The sequence below is a fragment of the Rubrobacter sp. M3-4 genome (assembly GCF_059772285.1).
The window spans coordinates 79,472-101,784 of the sequence record NZ_JCBAJP010000006.1 but is presented as its reverse complement, the minus strand read 5'-3'; the positions used below and the strand labels follow the sequence as shown (position 1 = coordinate 101,784).

At 67.1% G+C, this 22,313-nt stretch carries 23 protein-coding genes; 14 read left to right on the top strand and 9 right to left on the bottom strand.

All coding sequences use genetic code 11. From position 1 onward, the window contains the following. Window positions 1-36: 36 nt before the first annotated feature. From AC6EKW_RS08695 to AC6EKW_RS08685, 3 genes are read left to right on the top strand one after another with little or no spacing between them, the layout of a single operon-like run. Window positions 37-987 carry a 2-phosphoglycerate kinase gene (locus AC6EKW_RS08695; RefSeq protein WP_273888563.1) on the top strand — a complete coding sequence of 317 codons (951 nt, stop codon included), beginning with the start codon at window positions 37-39 and terminating at the stop codon, window positions 985-987. A 60-nt stretch (window positions 988-1,047) separates the two neighbouring features. Further along, window positions 1,048-1,386: a YtxH domain-containing protein gene (locus AC6EKW_RS08690; protein ID WP_273888564.1), complete on the top strand. Its 339-nt coding sequence runs from the start codon at window positions 1,048-1,050 to the stop codon at window positions 1,384-1,386. Between the two features lie 2 nt (window positions 1,387-1,388). Next, a complete protein-coding gene (locus AC6EKW_RS08685; protein ID WP_498514185.1) occupies window positions 1,389-2,057 on the top strand; it encodes a hypothetical protein in 669 nt (222 codons plus the stop codon). On the opposite strand, the gene AC6EKW_RS08680 is transcribed toward AC6EKW_RS08685, so the two are convergent. Next, the gene (locus AC6EKW_RS08680) at window positions 2,045-3,934 is read right to left on the bottom strand and encodes an ATP-binding protein (protein ID WP_498514184.1); all 1,890 of its coding nucleotides are present in this window, start codon (window positions 3,932-3,934) and stop codon (window positions 2,045-2,047) included. The genes AC6EKW_RS08685 and AC6EKW_RS08680 overlap by 13 nt on opposite strands. 11 nt (window positions 3,935-3,945) lie before the next feature. After that, window positions 3,946-4,653, bottom strand: a complete 708-nt coding sequence (locus tag AC6EKW_RS08675) for a response regulator (protein WP_273888567.1) — start codon at window positions 4,651-4,653, stop codon at window positions 3,946-3,948. Between the two features lie 207 nt (window positions 4,654-4,860). Between AC6EKW_RS08675 and dnaK the strand changes: the two genes are divergently transcribed. From dnaK to AC6EKW_RS08645, 6 genes are all read left to right on the top strand, one after another. Beyond that, entirely contained in the window at window positions 4,861-6,771 is a 1,911-nt protein-coding gene (dnaK, locus tag AC6EKW_RS08670; RefSeq protein ID WP_498514183.1) for a molecular chaperone DnaK, read from the top strand. A 57-nt stretch (window positions 6,772-6,828) separates the two neighbouring features. Further along, complete coding sequence (locus tag AC6EKW_RS08665; RefSeq protein ID WP_498514182.1) at window positions 6,829-7,473, top strand: nucleotide exchange factor GrpE; 645 nt, start codon at window positions 6,829-6,831, stop codon at window positions 7,471-7,473. 12 nt (window positions 7,474-7,485) lie between these two features. After that, complete coding sequence (gene dnaJ, locus AC6EKW_RS08660; RefSeq protein ID WP_498514181.1) at window positions 7,486-8,589, top strand: molecular chaperone DnaJ; 1,104 nt, start codon at window positions 7,486-7,488, stop codon at window positions 8,587-8,589. A 15-nt stretch (window positions 8,590-8,604) separates the two neighbouring features. Then, on the top strand, window positions 8,605-9,006 hold the full coding sequence (locus AC6EKW_RS08655) for a heat shock protein transcriptional repressor HspR (RefSeq protein WP_498514180.1): 402 nt from the start codon (window positions 8,605-8,607) through the stop codon (window positions 9,004-9,006). After that, window positions 9,003-9,488 (top strand): B-box zinc finger protein, encoded by a 486-nt coding sequence (locus AC6EKW_RS08650; RefSeq protein ID WP_273888573.1) that lies wholly within the window; start codon window positions 9,003-9,005, stop codon window positions 9,486-9,488. Before AC6EKW_RS08655 ends, AC6EKW_RS08650 begins: the two co-directional genes overlap by 4 nt. A gap of 175 nt (window positions 9,489-9,663) precedes the next feature. After that, complete coding sequence (locus AC6EKW_RS08645) at window positions 9,664-10,194, top strand: hypothetical protein (protein ID WP_273888574.1); 531 nt, start codon at window positions 9,664-9,666, stop codon at window positions 10,192-10,194. A gap of 6 nt (window positions 10,195-10,200) precedes the next feature. Here the strand turns inward: AC6EKW_RS08645 and AC6EKW_RS08640 are convergent, their stop codons facing one another. The 5 genes from AC6EKW_RS08640 to AC6EKW_RS08620 form a co-directional block, all read right to left on the bottom strand. Next, window positions 10,201-10,944, bottom strand: coding sequence for a hypothetical protein (locus tag AC6EKW_RS08640; protein WP_498514179.1), 744 nt, complete (start codon window positions 10,942-10,944; stop codon window positions 10,201-10,203). Then, a complete protein-coding gene (locus tag AC6EKW_RS08635; RefSeq protein WP_273888576.1) occupies window positions 10,928-11,755 on the bottom strand; it encodes an SAM hydrolase/SAM-dependent halogenase family protein in 828 nt (275 codons plus the stop codon). The genes AC6EKW_RS08640 and AC6EKW_RS08635 overlap by 17 nt, the downstream gene beginning before the upstream one ends. Before the next feature lie 28 nt (window positions 11,756-11,783). Beyond that, the gene (locus AC6EKW_RS08630; protein WP_498514178.1) at window positions 11,784-12,749 is read right to left on the bottom strand and encodes a lipid II:glycine glycyltransferase FemX; all 966 of its coding nucleotides are present in this window, start codon (window positions 12,747-12,749) and stop codon (window positions 11,784-11,786) included. A gap of 108 nt (window positions 12,750-12,857) precedes the next feature. Continuing rightward, entirely contained in the window at window positions 12,858-13,940 is a 1,083-nt protein-coding gene (locus AC6EKW_RS08625) for a type IV pilus twitching motility protein PilT (RefSeq protein WP_273888578.1), read from the bottom strand. Window positions 13,941-14,370: 430 nt separating this feature from the next. After that, window positions 14,371-15,942, bottom strand: coding sequence for a glycosyltransferase (locus AC6EKW_RS08620; protein WP_498514245.1), 1,572 nt, complete (start codon window positions 15,940-15,942; stop codon window positions 14,371-14,373). A 74-nt stretch (window positions 15,943-16,016) separates the two neighbouring features. On the opposite strand from AC6EKW_RS08620, the gene AC6EKW_RS08615 reads away from it, so the two are divergent. From AC6EKW_RS08615 to AC6EKW_RS08600, 4 genes are read left to right on the top strand one after another with little or no spacing between them, the layout of a single operon-like run. Next, on the top strand, window positions 16,017-16,298 hold the full coding sequence (locus AC6EKW_RS08615; protein WP_498514177.1) for an acylphosphatase: 282 nt from the start codon (window positions 16,017-16,019) through the stop codon (window positions 16,296-16,298). Continuing rightward, window positions 16,295-17,206 carry a ribonuclease H family protein gene (locus AC6EKW_RS08610; RefSeq protein WP_273888580.1) on the top strand — a complete coding sequence of 304 codons (912 nt, stop codon included), beginning with the start codon at window positions 16,295-16,297 and terminating at the stop codon, window positions 17,204-17,206. Before AC6EKW_RS08615 ends, AC6EKW_RS08610 begins: the two co-directional genes overlap by 4 nt. Continuing rightward, window positions 17,203-18,222 (top strand): low-specificity L-threonine aldolase, encoded by a 1,020-nt coding sequence (ltaE, locus tag AC6EKW_RS08605; protein ID WP_498514176.1) that lies wholly within the window; start codon window positions 17,203-17,205, stop codon window positions 18,220-18,222. The genes AC6EKW_RS08610 and ltaE overlap by 4 nt, the downstream gene beginning before the upstream one ends. Continuing rightward, window positions 18,212-18,676, top strand: a complete 465-nt coding sequence (locus tag AC6EKW_RS08600; RefSeq protein ID WP_498514175.1) for a GNAT family N-acetyltransferase — start codon at window positions 18,212-18,214, stop codon at window positions 18,674-18,676. Before ltaE ends, AC6EKW_RS08600 begins: the two co-directional genes overlap by 11 nt. Here the strand turns inward: AC6EKW_RS08600 and AC6EKW_RS08595 are convergent. Then, window positions 18,655-19,146, bottom strand: coding sequence for a GNAT family N-acetyltransferase (locus AC6EKW_RS08595; RefSeq protein ID WP_498514174.1), 492 nt, complete (start codon window positions 19,144-19,146; stop codon window positions 18,655-18,657). The two genes, AC6EKW_RS08600 and AC6EKW_RS08595, sit on opposite strands and share 22 nt — an antisense overlap. A gap of 428 nt (window positions 19,147-19,574) precedes the next feature. Here AC6EKW_RS08595 and glmS point away from each other — a divergent pair, with 428 nt between their 5' ends. After that, entirely contained in the window at window positions 19,575-21,413 is a 1,839-nt protein-coding gene (glmS, locus tag AC6EKW_RS08590; protein ID WP_498514173.1) for a glutamine--fructose-6-phosphate transaminase (isomerizing), read from the top strand. A gap of 3 nt (window positions 21,414-21,416) precedes the next feature. On the opposite strand, the gene AC6EKW_RS08585 is transcribed toward glmS, so the two are convergent. Beyond that, window positions 21,417-22,313 (bottom strand): diacylglycerol/lipid kinase family protein, encoded by an 897-nt coding sequence (locus AC6EKW_RS08585; protein WP_498514172.1) that lies wholly within the window; start codon window positions 22,311-22,313, stop codon window positions 21,417-21,419.

The following is a 22,313-nucleotide window of genomic DNA, read 5'->3' as shown; positions in this document are numbered from 1 at the left end:
TGCCGGACGCAACCGCTCTCTCACGCGGGGGTGTCTATGGCGGAGCAGGAGATCACCATCGTCAAGGGGGACCGCAGGGCCGTGTTCTCGCGGGGTATCCTCGCGCAGGTGCTGGCCCAGGCCGGAGCCCGGATGGAGATGGCCTACAGGATCGCGAGCGAGGTCAGGGCCGAGCTTCTCGCCGAAGAACGCTATCTGGTCGAGGAAGAAGAGGTCCTGGCCCGTGCCCGGGCGAAGCTCCAGATCTACGACGCTCTGGTCGTCAGCCGCCTGGACAAGTGGCGCATCCTGAGGGAGACGACGGAGCCGGTCATCGTGCTCATCGGTGGGGCGACCGGGGTGGGCACCAGCACCCTTGCTGCCGACGTGGCGCGCCGGCTGAACATCCAGAGCGTCATCGGGACGGATTCGATCCGTGAGATCCTGCGGCGGGCGATAAGCCCGGATCTGTTGCCCACGCTGCACAAGAGCTCGTACAACGTGGCGCGGGAGGACATACGGGTTCCGGTGGCCGACGAGGAGCTCGTGCTCTACGGCTACCGCTCGCAGGCCTCCCAGGTCGCCGTCGGGGTCGAGGCGCTGGTCGAGCGGGGGCTCAAGGAGGGGACCAACCTGGTCATAGAAGGGGTACACCTGGCCCCCGAGATCGTACTGGACAGGTATCGCGATCACCCGAACGTCTGCTCGCTCGTGGTCTACCTCTCGGACCCGGAGGTCCACCGCGACCGCTTCCACGTCCGGGCGCTCGGGACCTCTATGCGCCGTCCGGCGGAGGAGTACATCGCCCACTTCGAGCAGATACGCAAGATCCACGACTACATCCGCGAGAGCGCCCGCCGGCTCGGGACTTATGCCGTGGAGAACATCTCGATAGAGGCGACTTCTGATGCGGCCGTCGCTTTCGTGGCCAACAGGATCTCGGGGATGGCGGAGAAGGCTCGCGGGAAGAAGAGCTCCCTGCTGATCGACGCCGGGGGGAGGGCGTGAAGATACGGCGGAGGCTTGAAGGTAAAATACTCGGTGGCGAGCTACAGGAGGTAGCCGGAGATGTCTAATAGGGAGCGGCTCGGAACCTTCGTGCTCGGCGCCGTCGCGGGTATCGTCACGGGGATGTTCTTTGCCCCCAGGAGCGGCAGGGAGCTGAGGAATTTGCTGGCCGACCGTGTCGGTGAGATGCGGGAGCGGAGCCGCGAGGGGTACTTCGAGGCCCAGGAGAGGATGAGGGAGAGGTTCGCGGGCCGCGCCGGTCACCGGGTGTCCGGAGGGAATGGTGGCACCACCCTCCCGGACGAAGAAGAGCTCTACGAGCGGGTACGGCGTACTCAGGAGCGCATAAGAGCCCGACTGCGCGAGGATGCCGCCGACCGTGACGGGAGGTCTGGATAACCGTGCGGCGTGGGATAGGGCGTGGGTATCTCACCGTGCCGGGCATCGAGGCCCTCACCCCCGAGGACGTGCGCTCGGTGCCGCGTATCGCGGGGGCCGTCTCTTACTGGTCCGGCCACCGCCGCGGGGACGAGTGGTTGCGCGAAGTTCTCGAAGAGTGGGGACAGGCCGGGTTCACCGCGCGGAAGGATGGTGAGCTCCTCGGGTTCGCGCTCTACGGTCCGAGGAGTCGCCTCGTTCGGGTGGAAGAGTACCCTATCGGGCCGCTGGAGGAGGGGAGGGTGTTCCTGGCCTATGCCGAGGGGGATGCAAGGATCCGCCGGCACCTCCTGGTGCGCGTGCTCGGGGACCTCAAAGGCCGGGGTGTCGGGGGAGTGGATGCGATCGCGAGCGACCTCGGGACCGGCTGGCATCTGCCGACGCGCTTCCTGCTCGAGTGCGGCTGGCGGCCCGTGCGTCAGGGCTGGAAAGGGGGACAGCTCTACACGCTGGTGCGTACCGACCTTGCGAGCAGCGTGGAGGTCAGGGAGCTGGCCCGCGGGTTGTTGGGGCGGGTCAAGATGCCGTCGCTCAAGCCGAGGGGAGGGCTCATCCCGGGCACGCTCACGCGTAGCCGTCCCGCCAGCGAACATCTGGAGAAAGCCGGGACCGGCTGCGGCTACATCGCGTAGCTCGAGGAGCGCGGCAGAGGGGTCTTCGGGAGCTGGACGCTGAAGGTCGAACCCTCTCCGGGCTTGCTCCTCACCGAGATGTTCCCGCCGTGTAGCTCGACGATCTTCTTGCTTATAGCGAGCCCCAGCCCCGTCCCGCCGGTCGAGCGCGAGCGGGTCTTGTCCACCCGGTAGAATCGCTCGAAGAGCTGGGGAATGTCCTCTTCCGGGATGCCGATGCCGGTGTCGCTCACGTGCACGGTCAGGAAGTGTTCGTCCTCCTCGACAGAGACGTGCACGCTGTCGCCCGACTCGGAGTACTTTATGGCGTTGTCGAGCAGGTTCAGGAAGACCTGGTAGATCTTCTGAGCGTCGCAGACGCAGGGGTGGGGGGAGTCGTTCTCGAGGCTGAGCGAGATGCCGAAGCGCTCGGCCTTGGTCCGCACGCTGTCCAGCGAGTTGTGCAGGATGGTGCTGAGGTCCGCCTGCCCAACTTCCAGCGAGTACTGCCAGGAGTCCATCTGGCTCAGGGTGAGAAGCTCCTCGACCATGGAGCGGATGCGTTTGAGCTCGCCCTGCGCGAGCTCGAGGGCCCTGTGCTCCATCGGGCCGAGCTTCTCTTTAGCCCCTCCCGAGACGAGGTCCACGGCGCTCTGGATGGTCGTCAGGGGGGTGCGCAGCTCGTGCGAGACGTCGGAGACGAAGTCCGTCTTGGTCCTCTCCAGGATCCTGCGCTCCGTGATGTCGCGCACGGCGAGGATTATCCCCGACGACCCGGTATCCTCCTCCCGGCTCATCTGCGCGGCGTAGGCCCAGTAGATCTTGTCCCCACAGGAGGTCTCTCGCACGGCCACGCCGTTGGTGGAGGCTTCGTTTATGCACTGCATGATCTCCCGGGGCAGCCCCACCTCTTCTATGTTCCTTCCCACGTCGGCCTTGCGCACGCCGAGCATCCGGGTGGCCACGCGGTTGGTCATCGTGATGCGGCCCTCGAGGTCGGTCGAGAGGACCGCCTCCGGGGAGGCTTCGAGCACGGCCTCCAGCCGGCTCTTCTGCTCCTGGAGTTCGCCGACGTAGTGTTCGAGTTCCTCGGCCATGTAGTTGAAGGCGCGGGCGACCTCGCCTAGCTCGTCCCGCCGCTTCTCCGGTATCCTGGTGTAGCTGCCCGAGGCGAGCTTTATCGCTGCGTCGCGGGTGTCCGAGAGCGGGCGGGTTATCCTGCGCGTGAGCAGCAGGCTCGCCGCCCCCGAGAACACGATGCTCCCGGCCACGGCCCCCATTATCCCGTAGCGCAGGTAGGCGAGCGCCTTGTAGAGCCCGTCCCAGGGCGCCCGGTAGGCCATGACGCCGTGCACCCGGCCGACCGGGTCCTCCAGCGGCCAGAGAGCGACGTAGCGGAACCCGTTTCGCACCAGACGCCCCTCTCCTTTCAGCTTGCCCTGCTCGGCCCGGGAGACCAGCCTGGCGTTCAGACCTAGCTCCGCGTAGGCGTTTTTCGGGGAGATGGTGCGTCCGGAGCTGTCACGCGCGGCCAGCGGTCTCCCGTCTGGGCCTATGTAGAGGACCAGCAGGCCCGTGGGAGCCGCGATCTTGTCGACCAGCCGCCCCGCGTACGAGCGGGGCGGGGGCAGGGTGAAGTTCTTGGGGGAGATGGCCCCCGGAGCTTTCGGTCGGATCAGGCTGATGAGCATGCCTTCCGCCTCCTGGTTGGCCGCCTGCGAGCGCTGGAGCAGGAGCCGGCTCTCCACCTCGATCAGGCGGGCCTTGGCGAAGTAGTAGAAGGAGACGCCTATGAGCAGGCTGACCGTGGCCGAGATGCCGACGAGGGCGATGAAGATCCTGGTCCTGAAGGAGGCGGCCCAGAAGAAGACTCTCCTGGCGATCTTCCCGGGATTCACCCGCAAACCTCCTACTCGCGCCTCTCCGGAGGGTTCTTGGCCGCCCGGTAACCGACGCTCGGGACGGTCTGGATGATCTCCGGCCGCGAGGGGTTGTCCTCTATCTTGGAGCGCAACCGCGAGATGTGCACGTCTATGTATCTGCTCGCCAGGTAGTGCGAGCCGGTCGAGACGGCGTTCGAGATCTGGGTGCGGGTGAACGCCTGCCCGGGCCGCCGCATGAGAAGCGCAAGTATCTTGAACTCCGTGGGCGTGAGGTCCACCGGTTTGCCGTCCTTGGTCGCCGTGTATCCCTCCAGGTCGAGCTCTATCCCCCCGTGACGCAGGACGCCGTCGCGTACCCTGCCCTCCTGCCGGCCGAACCGACGCAGGATGGCCCGGATGCGCGCCAAAAGCTCCTTGGTGTCGAACGGCTTGGTTATGTAGTCGTCCGCCCCGAGCTCGAGCCCCACGACCTTGTCCACCGACTGGCTCTTGGCCGTCAGCATGATCACCGGGACGTCGCTCTGCTGCCGGAGCTTCTTCAACACCTCGAACCCGCTCATCTGCGGCAACATGATGTCCAGGATCACCAGATCGAGCCGCTCCCGACCCGCTATCCTCAAAGCCTCGGAGCCGTCCTTCGCCGTCAGAACCCCGTAGCCCTCCGAGGCGAGCACGATCGAGATCACCTCGAGCAGAGCCTCGTCGTCGTCGACTATCAGAACCCGCTCTTCCAACCCCAGAGCCCCTCCGCTTCTCCTCGAAGACCTCCCTGAGCCAAAGCTATCAAACCGTACGGGTTCAACAGATACTACCGCAACATACTACCCCAGCCTCCCCCACCGCACATCCGATCTTGCGATGCAAAACTTGTATATTGCACACTAAGATTTTATAATCGCTCCCGACTGAGATCGAACGTATCCCTCGATGGAGGTGTTTGGATGGGCAAGAGCATAGGCATAGACCTTGGGACGACCAACAGCTGTGTGGCGGTACTGGAGGGTGGGGATCCGGTGGTGATCCCCAACGCCGAGGGGGAGCGGACGACGCCCTCGGTGGTGGCCTTCGACAAGCGGAGCGGGGAGCGGCTGGTGGGTCAGCTCGCCCGCAGGCAGGCGGTGACCAACCCGGACCGGACGATCTACTCGATAAAGCGCTTCATGGGCAGGCGTTTTTCGGAGGTGAAATCCGAGATCGAGCGGGTCGGGTATCCGGTGGTCTCCGGCAGCGGCGGGGACGTGCGGGTCAAGATAGGTGAGAAGGAGTACTCGCCGCCCGAGATCTCGGCGATGATCCTGCAGAAGCTCAAGCGGGACGCCGAGGAGTATCTGGGGGAGGAGGTCACCGACGCGGTGATCACGGTGCCCGCGTACTTCGAGGATGCGCAGCGGCAGGCCACCAAGGATGCCGGCCGGATAGCCGGGCTCAACGTCAAGAGGATCATCAACGAGCCGACGGCTGCTGCTCTTGCCTACGGTCTCGACAAGGAGAACGACCAGACGATCCTGGTCTTCGACCTCGGTGGGGGGACGTTCGACGTCTCCATCCTGGAGCTTGGTGACGGGGTCTTCGAGGTCAAGGCCACGAGCGGCAACAACCACCTCGGCGGCGACGACTTCGACGCCAGGATCGTCGACTGGATGGTGCAGGAGTTCAAGAAGGCCGAGGGGATAGATCTCTCCAAGGACAAGATGGCCGTGCAGCGGTTGGTCGAGGCGGCCGAGAAGGCCAAGAAGGAGCTCTCCTCGACGACGACGACGAACATCAACCTGCCGTTCATCACGGCCGATGCCAACGGCCCCAAGCACCTCGATCTCACGCTCACCCGGGCCAAGTTCAACGACCTGACCGCCGATCTGGTGGAGGCGACGGCCGGTCCGGTGCGCCAGGCGATGGAGGACGCGGGGCTCAGCAAGGGTGACGTGGACCAGGTGATCCTGGTCGGCGGCTCCACCCGCATCCCGGCGGTGCAGGAGAAGGTCAAGGAGCTCACCGGCAAGGACCCGCACAAGGGCATAAACCCCGACGAGGTCGTCGCGATAGGCGCGGCCATCCAGGCCGGGGTGCTCGCCGGCGAGGTCAAGGACGTGCTTTTGCTCGACGTCACGCCGCTCTCTCTGGGCATCGAGACCAAGGGCGGGGTGATGACCAAGCTGATCGAACGCAACACGACCATCCCGACGCGCAAGAGCGAGGTCTTCACCACCGCCGAGGACAACCAGTCGTCGGTCGAGATCAAGGTGTACCAGGGCGAGCGGGAGATCGCGGCGCACAACAAGCTGATCGGCAACTTCCAGCTCGTCGGGATACCGCCGGCGCCGAGGGGGGTGCCGCAGATAGAGGTGACCTTCGACATCGACGCGAACGGCATCCTCAACGTGAGCGCCAAGGATCTCGGCACGGGCAAGGAGCAGAAGATCACGATAACCGCCTCCAGCGGGCTCTCCGACGAGGAGATCGAGCAGATGGTGCGCGACGCGGAGGCACACGCCGAGGAGGACCGGCGCCGCCGCGAGGAGGCCGAGGTCCGCAACAACGCGGACAACCTGGTCTACTCGATCGAGCGCAACCTCAAGGAACTCGACGGCAAGATCGACCAGCAGACCAGGGACGAGATCGAGAAAGCCCTCAAGGAGGCCAAGGAGGCGCTCGCCGGGGACGACATAGAGCAGATAAAGCAGAAGCAGGAGGCCCTGCTCGCAGCCTCGCACAAGCTCTCGCAGGTGCTCTACCAGCAGGCCCAGGAGCAGCAGTCCTCCGGAGGCCAGCAGGAGGGCGGCTCCGACGAGGACGTCGTCGAGGATGCCGAGGTCATAGACGAGGAAGACGACGAGGAGAAGCGCAACGGGTAGGACTTGTTCTCCGGGGGCGGCGTGCCGCCGCCCCCGCGCACGGGAGGAAGGTTGGCTTTGAGCAGCGAAGAGAGGAACGACAGGGAAGGCGAGATCCGAGAGGAGCCTGTGCGGGAATCGGAGAGCGAAGAGGCCGCTCCCTCAGCGGAGGCTGACCGGCGGGAAGAGGCGGCGGGCGGAGAGCCCGCTCCGGCCGCGGAGGATCAACACCCGGCCGACTCCTCCGGTGATGAGGACCGTTCCGGTGAGGAGATCGCCCGCCTGCGGGAGGAGCTCGAGGCCGTCCGGCGTGAGCGGGACGAATACCTGGATACCTTGAAGCGCCTCAAGGCGGAGTTCGAGAACAGCCGCAAGCGCCAGGAGCGCGAGCGGGAGAGGATCGTCGAGCTCGCCTCCGAGCGGCTGGTGAGGGAGCTTCTCCCGGTTCTGGACAACCTCGAGCGGGCGCTCGAGTCCGAAGGGGACATCCGGGAAGGTGTCCGGGCCACCCGGGACCAGCTGCTCGGGGTCCTCGAGGAGGAGGGGCTCATCCCGGTCGCCTCCGACGGGCAGCGCTTCGATCCCAGCGTGCACGAGGCCGTCATGAGCCAGCCCTCCGAGGAGCACGAGGAGGGGGTCATCGTCCAGACCTTCCAGCGGGGCTACCTGCTCAACGGGAAGCCGATCCGCCCCGCGAAGGTGGTGGTGGCAAGAGAGGCCTGAGAAGAAGGGGAGATGGAGACCAAGGACCTCTACAGGATTCTGGGCGTATCCAGGGGGGCGTCGCAGGAGGAGATACGGCGCGCCTACCGCCGTCTGGCGCGCAAATACCATCCCGACGCCAACCCCGACGATCCATCCGCCGAGGAGCGCTTCAAGGAGATACAGCACGCTTACGAGGTCCTCTCCGACCCCGAGAGACGTCGCCGCTACGATCAGGGGCCGAGCGCCTTCTTCGGCGGCGAGAGGGTTTCCGGCAACGGTGGCGGATTCGGGGGATTCTCCAACATCTCGGACATCTTCGATACCTTCGGTGACGTCTTCGGGCGCGGCGGAAGGGGACAGCGCCCTTCGTCCCGGGGGCAGGACGTGACCGTGAGCGTCAACCTGGGCTTCAGGGAGGCGCTCAGCGGCGTGACGACCCGGGTGAGCGCACCGGTGGAGGAGGAATGCTCCACCTGCGGGGGCTCCGGCGCGGCTCCGGGCACTTTCCCCAGAACCTGCCCCGAATGTGGGGGAAAGGGGACGAGCACCCAGGACCAGGGGTTCTTCGCCTTCTCCTCCACCTGCCGGCGGTGCGGGGGTAGCGGTACCGTCATAGACCGGCCGTGCCCGACCTGCCACGGCGACGGACGGGTCCGGAACGCCCGCCAGGTGACCGTACGCATCCCGGCCGGGGCGAAGGACGGGATGAAGATCAGGATCCCCGGACGCGGGAGCGCCGGACGGAACGGTGGGCCCCGCGGCGACCTGTACGTCGTGACCCGTGTCGCCGAACACCCCGTCTTCGAACGTCGCGGGGACGACTTCGTCGTGGAGCTGCCCGTCAGCTTCACCGAGGCGGCGCTCGGAGCGCGGGTCGATGTGCCGCGCCCGGAGGGCGGGACCGTCAGGCTGAAGATCCCGGCCGGAACCCAGGATGGTAAGCAGTTTCGGGTGCGGGGCGCGGGGGCTCCGCATCCCCGCGGAGGGGGGCGGGGCGACCTGATCGTGCGGGTCCGCGTGGTGGTCCCCGCGAAGCTCACGCGCAGAGAACGTGAGATACTGGAGGCGTTCGCGGACGTCCACGACGATAACGTGCGTGAGGAACTCTTCCGCAGGGTCGGGGAGGTGCGCTAGGATGGTGATGAGGGTATGGAGATCAGGAAGAAACCGGTGTTCATGATCGGGGTCGCCGCCGAGCTCATCGGCGTACACCCCCAGACCCTGCGCATGTACGAGCAGAAAGGGCTTCTGGTACCGCGCAAGAGCATAAAGAACACCCGTCTCTATTCCCAGGAGGACATAGAGCGCGGCCGCTACATACAGAAGCTGACCCAGGAGATGGGAATGAACCTCGCGGGGGTCAGAATGGTACTGGACCTCGAGCGCAGGATAGAGCGGCTGGAGAGAGAAAACGCCCGCCTCACGAAGAAGCTGGAAGAACAGCAGCGCGAACACGCCCTGGCCATCCGGGAGGTGCACCGCAGCTACAAGCGTGAGCTCGTCCTCCTCCCTCGGGGAGAGCTCGTCCGCCGCTCCCCATCGCCGTCATGAGCGAACCCCTCCACTGTTACCGACACCCCAAGCGCGAGACCCGCGTGACCTGCGCCACCTGTGGACGCCCCATCTGCACCGACTGCATGGTGCAGACCGAGGTGGGGATAAAATGCCCGGAGGATGCACGCCTGCCCCGCAGGGCCAGAGCGGGCGTCATGAAACCGAGCCAGCTCGCGAAGAGCCTGCTCGCCGGCGTCGTGGTGCTGCTCGTCGGACTCGCGGTCGTGAACTTCATGGCCGGCATACACTTCGCCAGCCTCTTCCTCTCCTTCATCGCGGGTTCTCTGGCCGGGACCTTCGTCAACCGCGCCGGAGGCCGCAACGGTGGCACCGCGGCCCTGCTCATCGCAGGAGGCGCCGTGCTGCTCGCCTACCTCCCATACCTGATCCCCCCGCTGCTCGCCGGGAACCCACCCCTCTTCCTCATCCTCTCCGCGGCCATCGCCACCATCTCGGCCGCCGCTGCCAGCAACCGCTGAATATGAGCTCTCCCAGGCGCTGAAAGGCCGTTTCCAGGAAGAAACGAGCCTTCTGCACACCCCAGAAGGTAAACCTGTGCTGGAGATATATTTGTACCTCAGGTTTAGGTAAAGCTGCAAAAAATACTTCTAGAAATGCTGGCATGCGTAAAGATGGCGTGTTAGGTTGGTGGGCATGATGAGAGGAGAGGCGAAGCGCATAGAGAGGTTGCTGGACGAGGTCGAGGGGATCTTCCGCGAGGCGTCGGTGCTTCCGGTGGGTGAGGGGAAAGCCATCGTCGACCGGGCTGAGTTGCTGTCGCTCCTGGCGGAATTGAGGGCCGAGCTGCCGGAGGAAGTTATGGGGGCCGGCGTCGTGGACGAGCAATGTGAGGCCATGATCTCTTCTGCCCGGGAGGAAGCCCGGAGGATCGTGGAGGAGGCGAAGGAAGAGGCCCGGGCTCTCGCGCTCGAGACGGAGATCTACAGGGATGCGCGGCGGCGGGCGGAGGGGGTCGTGCGTGCCGCGCGCGGGTATGCGCGGGAGGTCGCCGGGCAGGCCGAGGCTTATCAGGGACGTGTCATGGAGCAGCTGGAGAGCTGGTTCGAGGATTCCGTCGAGGCTACGGCCGGGGTTCGGAGGGAACTTCAGATGCCCGTGGTGCGGCGGACTTTCCGGCGCGCCGAGATGGAAGGCGAAGGGTGGAGGAGGGTCAGCTCGGCCTAGGTCGGGTCAGCCGCCGTTCTGGTGTTCCTCTCCGGCCGGCAGGATCTCTTCCAACGCCTGCAACCTGAAGCGCATCTCGTCCAGCGAGGAGCCGATCCTTCGCGTGGATTCCCGGGCCAGGGGGTTGCCTTCCAGCGAGATCCTGACCACCTGCGCTCGCAGGGCGAAGAGGCGTTCCGAGATCGACGAGATCTCGGCGTCGGCCCGTTCGATCTGCTCCTGTAGCCCCTCGAGTGCCCCTTTCGCTCCCTCCGTCCGTCCGCCCACCTCGTCCAGCGTCCGGGCCGCCCGCTCCCTGGCGAGCGCCACCTCGACCAGGTGGTTCGCGACCTCGTCGAGCTTCGGACCGGCGTCTTCCAGCAGTTCTCTGGTCACCTCGTCGGATTCCCTGATCGCGGCGAGCACCTTTCGGTAGGCGTCGAGCGCCTCCTCCACCCTTTGGCGCGTCTCGCCCCGGGGCAGCCAGTGGGCCCTGCGTTCCGGAGAGAGCTCCCCGGGGCCTTCTCCGGGGAGCTCGGGAGCCCTGCCGAGTGCCCGGGCGCGGAGCAGGGGGTCCCTGAAGGCCAGGAACGTCAGAAGCGTGTAGACCGTAGCCGTGAGAGGAAGCATCCACCAGGCGAGGGTGGTGGCGAAGATGCCGAGCCCGACCACGAGGACCACCAGATTCCAGGGTCGCAGGGCTGCGGCTCTGACCACCCTGAGTCGCTCTTCCCGCGAGAGCTCGGGCCTTCGTTCAGCGTTCCCCGGCATTCCTGCGCTCCAGCAGCCTGAGGTGCACCCGGTCGCCGGAGTTCAGGGAGAGAGCCTGCGCGGCGTTGCCCTGGTTTATGGAGAGGCTCAGGCGCCAGTGCGAGTCCGGGACCAGCACGAGCTCACCCGGCTTGGCGGCTCCGAAGGTGTTCACGTAGCGTACCTTCATCTCCCCGTCCCCGACGTCCACGCCCAGCAGGGAGCCGTATCCGAAGCCCGCCTGTTCCTGTCGGACGGAGAGCCTCGCGTTGCCGAACCGGTCTATGGAGATGATCCTGGCCTCGAACCCATCCTCCGGGGCTTCGACCCCGGATTCCGGCAGGTCCAGGTTCACCAGCTCCGCAGGCGGGACGGAACTCCCCAGATCGGAGAGCCCGGTGCCGGAGGCCAGGTAGGCGGCGGCCGGCGAGAATATGTCCCTCCCGTGGAAGGTGTTCGAGACCGGGTGCATCTGGTAGCGGGGGTTGTCGAGCACCACGGCCTCGCGAACCCCACCCAGAAACCGCGCCGCCGGGAGAAGGAGCCCGTTGTCCGGCCCGACCATGAGGGCGCCGCTTCCGGTGGAGAGCGCTATCCCGCGCCGCGTGGTGCCCACCCCCGGGTCCACGACGGCGAGGTAGACCGTGTCGGGCGGCATGTAGCGCGTGGCGTGCTGCAGGATCTCGGCGCCGGCTTCGATCTCGAAGCCGGGAACGTCGTGCGTGAGGTCGATGACGTGGGCTTCGGGGGCGATCGAGGCGATCACACCCTTGCACGAGCCGACGAAATCGTCGGCGAGCCCGAAATCCGAGAGGAAGCAGATGGGCCGCATGGGAAAAGTATAAACCGCGCCCGCCGCTTCAGCCTTCCGCCGGGCCCGGGCTTCTCCCCAGCAGGCGCTGCAGGCGGTAGTAGGCGTCGAGCCCCACGCGGGTGAGTCGGGCGGGCAGGGGACGCAGGGCCCTCTCGTGCGCGCCCACGTAGTGCTTCTCCTCGCCCCCGAACTTTTTCTTGAACCTGTAGACACCGAGCAGGGGATCCCCCTCGGGGGGCCTGCACGGCCCCCACATGTCGTACCGGAGCGCGCCGGAGCGGCGTGCGACCGTGAGGGCCTCGAACTGCACCAGGTATGAGGCGTAGAGCCTCTCCGAAGAGGCGGAGGCCCCGTACAGGTAGTATGCTTCTTCCCCGAAGCAGAGGATGATGGCTCCGGAGAGGAGCCTCCCTTCGTGGCGGGCGCAGATCAGGGTCGCCGGCAGCTTTCGCATGAAGGTGCGGTAGTAGTCTCGGGGACGCACGGCGAAGCGCTGTCTCGTGGCCGTCTCCTCCAGGAGCCCCAGAAATTCCTCGAGTTCTTCCGAGAGCCCTTCGTGCGAGCTGACCTCCACCCCCTCCTTGCGGGCGCGCCGCACCGAGTAGCGGGCGTCCTTGGGCAGCGCCGAGAGCTGCGCTTCTTCGTCGGGGAGGACGTCGAGGATGAAGGTGCAGCGGGGCTGTACGGAGCTCGCGCTCCTCTCGAACCCGTCGGCCTCGAAGCCGTCCTTCTCCTCCACCCTGGGTTCGACGACGAGAAGGGAGGCGTCGGTGCTCTTGCGGAGGTAGCCGGCGAGGTTCTCGGCCGCTCTCCCCGCCGGGGTGGAGGAAGAATGCACGGGACCGTGGGGCACGTAGGCAAGGGCCCCGAGACCAGCCGGCAGCCGGCGCAGCAACGCCTGCGCCGCGAACCCCTCGTCTTCGTCGAGCACCCTGAGCGGGACCCAGCCGCCGGTGCGTCTGAACTCACCCCACTCCCACGACTGCAGGGCTCCCCCGTCGAGTTCTCTCACGGCTTCGTTCCACCGCTCCCGCTGCGCTACCTCTTCGAGGATCTCGGCGCACCTCCTTCTCTTCCTTCGCTGCCTCCCGGGCGATTATCCCGGAGGGGAGAGATGTTATCAACGGGAGGGGGCCTGCTGCAGGGAGCGTGCCATGAGCTGGAAGTCCTGAGGTCGGCTCGAAGCCTTCAGGGCGTCTGCGTAGTCCACCACCCCATTCTGCAGGAGCTTCAGGAGCGCCTGGTCGAAGGTCTGCATCCCGTAGTACTCGCCTTCGGCGATCGCCTGCGTGATCTGACCCGTCTTGCTCTCGTCCAGTATGAAATCCCGTATCCTGCCGGTGCTCACCAGGATCTCGCAGGCCGCGACCCTCCCGGACCCGTCCGCCTTGCGGATGAGCCTCTGGCCGATGATCCCGCGCAGGGTGCCCGCGAGCATCGCCCTCACCTGTCCCCTCTCGTACGGGGGAAAGAGGTCTATGAGCCTGTTGACGGTCTCCGCCGCGTCGACCGTGTGCAGGGTCGAGAGGACCAGATGCCCGGTCTCCGCCGCCGAGAGCGCTATCTGGGCCGTCTCAGTGTCCCTTATCTCCCCGATCAGGATGATGTCCGGGTCCTGGCGCAGTACCCGCCGGAGCGCCCGGGCGAAGGAGGCGGTGTCCGAGCCCACCTCACGCTGGTTCACGATGCTCTTGTGATCCCGGTGGAGGTACTCGATCGGGTCTTCTATGGTGACGATGTGCCTGGCCGTGGTGCGGTTAACGAGATCGATCATCGCGGCCAGGGTGGTGGATTTGCCGCTCCCCGTGGTCCCCGTCACGAGTATGATGCCGCGCTCCTCGAGCGCCAGGCGGCTTACGGCCTCCGGAAGCCCGAGCTCCTCCAGCTTCGGCACCCCGAAGGGGACGAAGCGCATGACCATCGAGACGGAACCCCGCTGCCTGAAGGCGTTGACCCGGAACCTGCCCTTCCCCGCAATCGCCAGCGAGAAGTCGACCTCTCCCTCCTCCTCGAACTCCGGGCGCAGCTTCTCCGGGAGGATCTCCTCCAGTATCCTCTCCGTGTCCGAAGGAGCAAGCTTCGTCTCTCCCACCCGCTCGAGTCGACCGTCCACCCTGCGTACCGGCGGTGAGCCGACCTTCAGGTGAAGGTCGCTCGCTCCCCGCTCCACCACGCCATCGACCAGCTCCTCAAGCCCGATCATCCTGCTCCCTCAGCAATCCCGACCTCCGCTCTCCGATCCGTCCTTCCTTCGCCCGTGATCGTCACGGAAGCCCGACTCCTTTAGCTGCATGAACCTTTAGTAGAGGTATACACGAGGTCGCTGTAGCGGGTTCGCTCGGATCGAAGATGGGGCGTTTGAGGTGGTCCTGGTACCAATATATGGTGTGTTGTGGGTTTGGGGAGTGGGAGATCGCAGGTATGGGGGCGCTTGCATGCTGGAACGAAGAGTGCTAGCTTGAGCAGGGCGTGCCCCCGGCCGGGCTTCCGGTCGGAGCATGCGTTGGTCTCCACCGATTGGGAGGGGTAAGGTGGAGTCCGGAAGCGGTCCCCTGACTCGGGGCCGCGAGCCCGGAGTCCGCCGTGTTCTCGCGGTTGCGGCGGGATCTCTCCGGGCTCTTTTCGTTTCGACGTCAGGGAAGTTTTTTCAGGACGTTGCGGGAGTGCTTGCGGAAGAGGGCGGGGGCTCCGCCCGCGTAGGAGGTGAGCCACTGCAGGTCGTCCTCGGTGAAGGGCTCGGTGGAGCGCCGGGAGGCGTAGAGGACGCCCAGGATCTCGCCTCCCTCCATCACCGGCACGGCGAGGGTGTTGGTCCAGCGTGTGTTGGTGCGGGGCTGGGGGCGGGTCGGTCCGGTGAGGGTGAGTATGGGGTGTCTCTTGCGGACAGCGAGCTCGATCGCGTCGAGGTCGTCGTCCCGCAGGTGGTCTGGGGTGGGATCTCCGAGCACCGTCTTCTCCGGGAGGGAGACCAGGCCCACCCGTTCGGCCCTCAGCTCCCGCCTTATCTCATCCTCCGCCTGCGCGGGCGAGGCGTCGGGGTCGAGCGTTCGCGGGGACGAAGGCCGGAAGACGAACCTGGAGCTCAGGACGAAGTTCACGACCGTCGCGGCCAAGATGCCGAAGAAGTTGAAGATCAGGTAGTAGGGGAAGGCATCGCTCACGTACTTTATGAGCGGGTAGTAGACGGCGAAGTTCGCCCCTATCCCGATTATCGCGACCGGGTAGGCCAGGGCCCCGCGCAGCAGGAAGTGGATGCGGCTCGAGTGCCGGACGTCGCGCCAGGTGAACGCGTTGTTGAGCAGGAAGTTGCTCAGGATGCTCACGCCGACGCCGAACATCCACGCGATCACCTTGTCCGCGTGCAGGACCTCGGCCAGGAAGACCAGCGTGATCATGTTGACCAGCACGCCCGAGGCGCCCACGAGGGCGAACTTCCAGAAGCGTCCGGCCGAGGGCACGTACCAGAACAGGCTCGCGATGTGGGCCAGGTACTCCAGCCCCTGCCTGACGGTGGCCTTCGAGACCCCGGCGTTGCGTGCCCGGAAGCGGAAGGGTAGCTCGACCACCTTCAGCTCCGGGGCGCACACGAGGATCTCGAGCAGGATCTTGAAGCCTTTGGGCCTGAACTGGATGCCGGAGACGGCCTCGTTCTTGAGGAGGAAGAAGCCGGTCATGGGGTCTGTGGTCTTCCGGGCCTCCTTGAAGATCACCTGGGCCAGGAGCTTGCTCCCCCAGGAGACGGCCCGCCGCGTGGGGCCCGACAGGCCGGCGTAGTCGCCTCCGGGGGCGTAGCGGCTCGCGACCACCACGTCCGCTCCCGAGGTGCGCGCCACCTCGAGCATCTCCCGCACCTTCTCCGGCGGGTGCTGCAGATCCGCGTCCATCACGCAGGTGTAGACGCTCTCCCCCGCGGCCTCTATCCCGACCGTGACGGCGGTGGAGAGACCTCCCTCCCGCTCGTGCTCCTCGCGCCGGATGAGGCGTATCCTGGGATCGCGCCGGGCCATGCCGCGGATGATCTGGGGGGTCTCGTCGCTCGAGTCGTCGACGAAGAGCAGCCTGTAGTCTATCCCGGAGAGGCTCTCGTCGAGCTGGCGCGCCAGCTTCTCCACGTTGTCGGCCTCGTCCCGGGTCGGGACGACGAGCGTGAGGAGCGGCCTCTCGCGTACCGCGGAGCTCGAAGGCGGCTGTTCGGGGGACCTCATGGCGGCCAATAGGCTAGCATATATATTCTGAGAAGCTTCTGAGAGAAGGTATACCAGGTCTGGAGGTTCGCCGTTTGGCCGAGGACAGGCGTATCAGAGCTCACGTCTACGTCTCGGGGAGGGTCCAGGGGGTCTTCTTCCGCGATTCGGCGCGCAGTAAGGCTCGCTCGCTCGGGGTCGGCGGCTGGGTGCGCAACCTCCCCGACGGCAGGGTCGAGGCCGTCTTCGAGGGGACCCGTGATGCGGTCGAAGAGATGGTCCGCTGGTGCGGCGAGGGCCCGCCCCACGCCCGGGTGGAGAACGTCGAGTCCAGCTACGAGGAGCCCCGGGGAGAACGGGGGTTCGAGGTACTTTGAATGCCATCCCAAAGGATATAGCGCGCAGGCTCTCGGAGCACTCCATAGAGGTGCTCGGGAGCCGGGAGCTTCCCCACGGCACCCAGTACCACCTGCGTCGGGACGGATACACCGCGAACCTCAACGTCTTCAGGACCGGCAGGATCTCGGTCGACGGCAAGCCCTCTCCCCTCAGGGAACAGCTCGAGGGCTGGTGGAGGGCCCGTTCCGGACGTCCTCCCCGCCCGGCCGCCGGGATGCCCGAAGAGGATGCCACGCCCCGGCTCGGGATCGACGAGGCGGGCAAGGGCGACTACTTCGGGCCGCTGGTCTGCGCGGGGGTGCGGGTCGCGGGAGAAGGGGCGGCGCGCTCCCTTGCCGAGCTCGGGGTTCGGGACTCCAAGACGCTCGGCCCGCGCAGGGTCAGGGAGCTCGCGAAGGAGATCGTCGGGCGCCTCGGGCCGAAGGAGGTGTGCGTCGTCGCGCTCTCCCCCCGGGAGTACGAACGCCTGAGGAGACGCTGCGGCAACGTGAACCGCCTGCTCGTCGAGCTCGACGGGAGGATAATCCGCGAGCTCGGGGTGGGTGTGGAACTCGTCGTCGTGGACGAGTTCTCGAGGGGCCTCCGGGAGGAGCTCGCCTCCCGCGTCCCCGGCGGGGTTAGGCTCGAGGTCCGCCCTCGAGCCGAGGACGATGCGGCCGTGGCCGCGGCCTCCGTGCTGGCCCGGGCCAGGCAGCTCGAGGAGCTCGACGCGCTCTCCGAGATGGTCGGCTTCACGCTGCCGCGGGGAGCCTATCAGGTCGTCCCGACGGCGCGCCGGATCGTCCGGGAGCTGGGGGAGGAGGCGCTCGCCGAGGTGGCGAAGGTCAGCTTCGCCACCACGACGCAGGTGATGGAAGGATCGAAGGAAGAGGGTGAGATGGCGTGATAGACCTGCGCAGCGACACGGTGACCCGACCCACCCCGCAGATGCGCCGCGCGATATTCGAGGCCGAGGTGGGGGATGACGTCTACGGCGAGGACCCGACGGTCAGGCGCCTCGAGGAGTACGTCGCCGGGCTGCTCGGCAAGGAGGACGCCGTCTACGCTCCCTCGGGGACGATGACGAACCAGATCGGGGTGTACGTCAACACCTCCCGCGGGGACGAGGTGCTGGTGCACCAGGACGCCCACGTCTTCAACTACGAGGCGGGGGCTCCGGCGCTCGTCTCCAGCGTGCAGGTGCGCCAGCTCCCGGGGGAGGGCGGCGTGATCTCGCCGGAGACGCTCCGTGCCGCCGCCCGCCCGGAGAACGTCCATTTTCCCAGGCAGAGCCTCCTCTGTCTCGAGAACACCCACAACGCCTCCGGTGGCAGGGTCTACCCGATCGATGCCTTCGCCGCGGTCTGCGAGGAGGCCCGCGTCCTCGGGCTTCGGGTGCACCTGGACGGGGCCCGGCTCTTCAACGCCCAGGCGGCGACCGGCATCCCGGCCCGGGAGTGGGCGGCGCTCTGCGACACCGTCTCGGTGTGCTCCTCGAAGGGGCTCGGCGCGCCGGTCGGTTCGCTGCTCGCGGGGGACGCCGGGACCATCGCGGAGGCCCGCCGGGCACGCAAGGCCCTCGGTGGCGGGATGCGGCAGGCCGGGGTGATCGCCGCCGCCTCGCTCTACGCCTTCGAGCACAACATAGACCGCCTCACCGAGGACCACGAACGCGCCGCCCGGCTCGCCCGGGGACTCTCCTCGGCCGGCTACGAGGTCGTGCCCCCGGAGACGAACATCGTCCTCGTCGAGGTGGGGGATGCCCCCCGCTTCCTCGAGGCGCTCGCAGCCAGGGGGGTGCTCGCCACACCCCGCAACTCCTCGACCGTGCGCATGTGTACCCACCTCGACGTCTCCGACGAGGACGTCGAGCGCGCCGTGGAGGCGGCCGCCGGGATCGCGAGGTTCGGGGTTGCCGGATAGCGGGTTCCGGGCCGTCGAGTGCGGCCCGGAGGATCTCGGGGAGGTTCTCTCCTTTTTGAGAACATCCCTGTACGGTATGCCACCCCCTCCCGCAGGATTCGTGGACCTGGTGCGCCGGGAGGTGCGGGCGCGCAGCGCCTCGGTCGTCGCGCTCTACGATCGAGTTGGGATCGCCGGGGCGGCCACGGTCCGCTATCGCCCCAGCCTCTCGGGGGCCGCGCTCTTCGCCAGCGTGGAGGATCTGTGCGTGAGGCCCGACGTGAGGGACCGGGGGTTGGGCCGCGCCCTCCTTTCGGAGGTCGAACGCCTGTGCGTCGCCAGGGGTATCTCCTACGTGGAGGTGCAGACGGAAGAGGCCGGGTTCTACCGCTCCTGCGGGTTCGAGGTCGAGCAGGGGGTTCTGGTGCTCTCGCGCGGGCTGCCCGCGCTCTCTCAGAACTCCAGCACCTCGTAGATGGAGACCTCGCGAAACCCCAGGTTCTCGTAGAACTTGCGCCCTCGCCGGTTCGCCGCGGCCACCTGCAGCGACATGCCGGTGGCGCCCTGCTGCTCGGCCCAGGCGCGGGCCCGTTCGAAGAGCGCCCGGCCGACGCCGCGGCTCCTGTACTCGGGGAGGACGAAGATGTCGTCCACCGCGACCCACGTCCTGGGGCTGAACGCCGGGGACCCTTCCCGGATCTCCCCGGAGATGAAGCCTATCATCCTGCCCTCCGGCTCGGTGACGGCGACGATGAGGAAGGCGTGGCTGCTGGCGACCAGATCGAGCAGGAACCGGCGCATGGTCTTCTCCGACTGCGGCGAGGTGGCGTAGACGCTGTCGTAGGCGGCGTGCTCTTCCGCGCTCTTCATCCAGAGCCTCGCGGCTTCGACGGCGTCTTCTCTGCTGCCCGGGCGGATGGTGTACCTCAGGTTCTCTCTACTCACCACGCACGAAATCGTAACCCAACGACGCCGTCATGGCCGGAGACGTTGCTGGTGGGGGAGATTTGCAGTAAAGTAACGAAACGTTCGGTTTCGCAGAGGGGAGGTGATGCGGCCGGAGGTACATCCGGAGAGATCTCGAAGACAAGACGGCGGGATCGGGAGAGGTTCGGCACGGCCGTCTCTCACGAAAAAACATGGAAGCGCCAGGACTCCCCCTCTCGGAGAGAGCGGGGAGTTGACGAGGTAGACGTTCATCGAGTCTTTCGGCGGGTGCGTCTCGGCCCCCGGGGTGGTCGTCAGGACGGCTACAAATCCCGGCGGTGACGCCGGGGACAAAAGGCCGTTCGAACCCCATCGGGGCTCGTGCTGCCCTCTTCTCCGCCATCCCGCCCGACCGTAGTGCACCACTGCGACGGGAGGTGTCGGTTTTGTGCGGCATAGTAGGTTACGTGGGCGGCAGCCGAAGCATAGAGGTGCTCATGGAAGGGCTCCAGCGGCTGGAGTACAGGGGGTACGATTCCGCCGGGCTCGCGGTGCAGCCCGGTGAGGGCAGGCTCGAGGTGTTGCGGCGCGTGGGGCCGCTCAGGGAGCTGGAGCGAGCCGTCGCCGAGAAAAACGGAGGCTTCGGTGAGGTGTTGGCGGGCATAGGGCACACCCGCTGGGCCACGCACGGCCGCCCGAGCGAGGAGAACGCCCACCCGCACGTGGGAGGTGATGGCCGGGTCGCCGTGGTCCACAACGGCATCGTGGAGAACCACGCCGAGCTCAGGAAAGGTCTGGAGCGGAGGGGGGTCGGGTTTCGCTCCGAGACCGACACCGAGGTCATCGCCCACCTGCTGGCCGAGCGTCTGGAGGGGGGCGCCTCTCTGGCCGAGGCCTTCGGTGAGGTGATGGAGATGCTCGAGGGGGCGTTCGCCGTGGCCGCCATCAGCGCCGACGAGCCGGGGACGGTGGTCGCGGGCCGGCGCCAGAGCCCGCTGGTCGTGGGGCTCGGGGAGGGGGAGAACTTCCTGGCGAGCGGGGTGCCGGCGTTGCTGGGGTTCACCCACCGTTTCGTCCTCGTCGAGAACGACGAGATGGCGGTGGTTACCCGGTCGTCCGTGGAGCTCCGCCGTTTCGGAGGAGAGCCCGTCGAGCGGGAACCTTTCGAGGTCGACTGGGATCCCGAGGCGGTCGAGCTCGGCGGGTTTCCGGACTACATGTCCAAGGAGATACACGAGCAGCCCCAGGCCATCAGGGCCACCCTCGACGGACGTCTCGGGGAGGACGGGATGGTGGATCTTTCCGAGGTCGGGATCGATCTGTCGGGGGTGGAGCGGGTCGTGGTGGTCGCCTGCGGGACCGCCTATCATGCCGGGCTGCTGGGCAAGTACTTCATCGAGCGTTACGCCCGGGTTCCGGTGGAGGTGGCGGTGGCGAGCGAGTACCGATACTCGGATCCCGTAGGAGATCCCGGCACGCTCGTCGTCGCGATCTCGCAGAGCGGGGAGACGACCGACACGCTGGCGGCGGTCGACGCGGCGAAAGGTTGCGGGGCCAGGGTGCTCGCGATAACCAACACGCGTGGGTCTCTGATCACACGCGAAGCCGACGGCGTATTGTTGACCCGGACCGGACCGGAGATATGCGTCGCGGCCACCAAGACCTTCGTGGCGCAGGTGGTGGCGCTCGAGCTGCTCGCGATGGAGCTCGGCCGGAGCCGCGAAACCCTCGCAGAGGAGCGGCTGAGGGAGCTGGTCGGAGAACTGCGCCTCGCTCCGGAGCGGGTGCAGGAGGCGATCGAGTCGGTCTCCGGGCGCCTCGACGAGGCGAGCGCGCTCTTCGAGGAGGCCCGCTGTTCGCTGTTCCTCGGGCGGGGGGTCGCTTATCCGGTCGCCCTCGAAGGAGCGCTCAAGCTCAAGGAGATCTCCTACCTGCCTGCAGAGGGGTACCCCGCGGGAGAGATGAAGCACGGACCGATCGCCCTCATCGACGAGAGATGCCCGGTGGTGGCCCTCTTCGGGAGCGGCATCCACCGCGAGAAGACCCTCTCCAACGTGCAGGAGACCGTGGCGCGCGGGGCGCGGGTCGTCGCCGTGGCTTTCCCGGACGACGAGGAGGCCTCTGGGGTGGCTTCCGTCGTCCTGCCGGTCCCCCGGGTTCCCGAGACGATCGTCCCGCTCGTCCTCACCGTGCCGCTGCAGATGCTGGCCCATGAGGTCGCGACGGACAGGGGCCTCGACGTGGACAAACCGCGCAACCTCGCCAAGAGCGTCACCGTGGAGTGAGCCCTAGCAGATCACGCGCAGTGCCCCTGGTCGGACGCCGAAGGTCATCGGCAGGGTGCCCCAGGGTTCACCGTCGAGCTGCACCGGGATGCTCCTGCCGTCCATGGAGGAGGCCCGGGCCCGGGTGACGTCGAAGGATCGTATGGAGTGATCGAGGGGCATGCGGGCCATGAAGGGGAGCAGGATGTCCGGGCGCAGGAGCGAGGATATGCGCTCCACCACGACCAGGTCCAGCTCGCCGCTGTGCATCAGGTCGGCGCGGGAGGAGACCAGGAACGGACCGCCGTAGTGGGTGACGTTGGCGAGAACGGCGAGCCGGACCTTCTCTATGACCTTCTCGTAGCCGTCCTCGTGTTCTATGTGCAGCCTGCAAGGGGGGAAGTGACCGGTGAGGTAGAGCCGCACGGCGGTGAGGACGAAGGCCGATTTGCCGAGGCGGTGTTTCAGGGCCGGGTCCACCGCCTGCACCACCCGGGCGTCGAAACCTATGCCGGCCATGCACGCGAACAGCCGGCTTGCGCCGCGCGCATCCGTGGCCACCCCGAGGTCCATGACCGTGCCCCGGCGTCCGGCTATACGCTCGCAGGCCGCCTCCGGGTCGAGGGGGATGCCGAGCTCCTGGGCGAGCACGTTCGCCGTGCCCAGCGGGATGATGCCGAGCGTGGCGCCGGACGAGAGCCCGTTGACGACCTCGTTCACGGTGCCGTCGCCCCCGGCGGCGACGACGAGGGTGTCCCCCGCGGCCGCGGCCAGCTCCCGCGCGTGACCGGGCCGTTCGGTCATCAGCAGCTCTACGTCGCCCAGCCGCCGGCGCAGGTGTTCCGCGCAGGACTCGAGGAGCGCGTGAGAGCCCTTCTGCCCGGAGGTTGGGTTGCCGATCACGACCACTGGTGGGCTCAT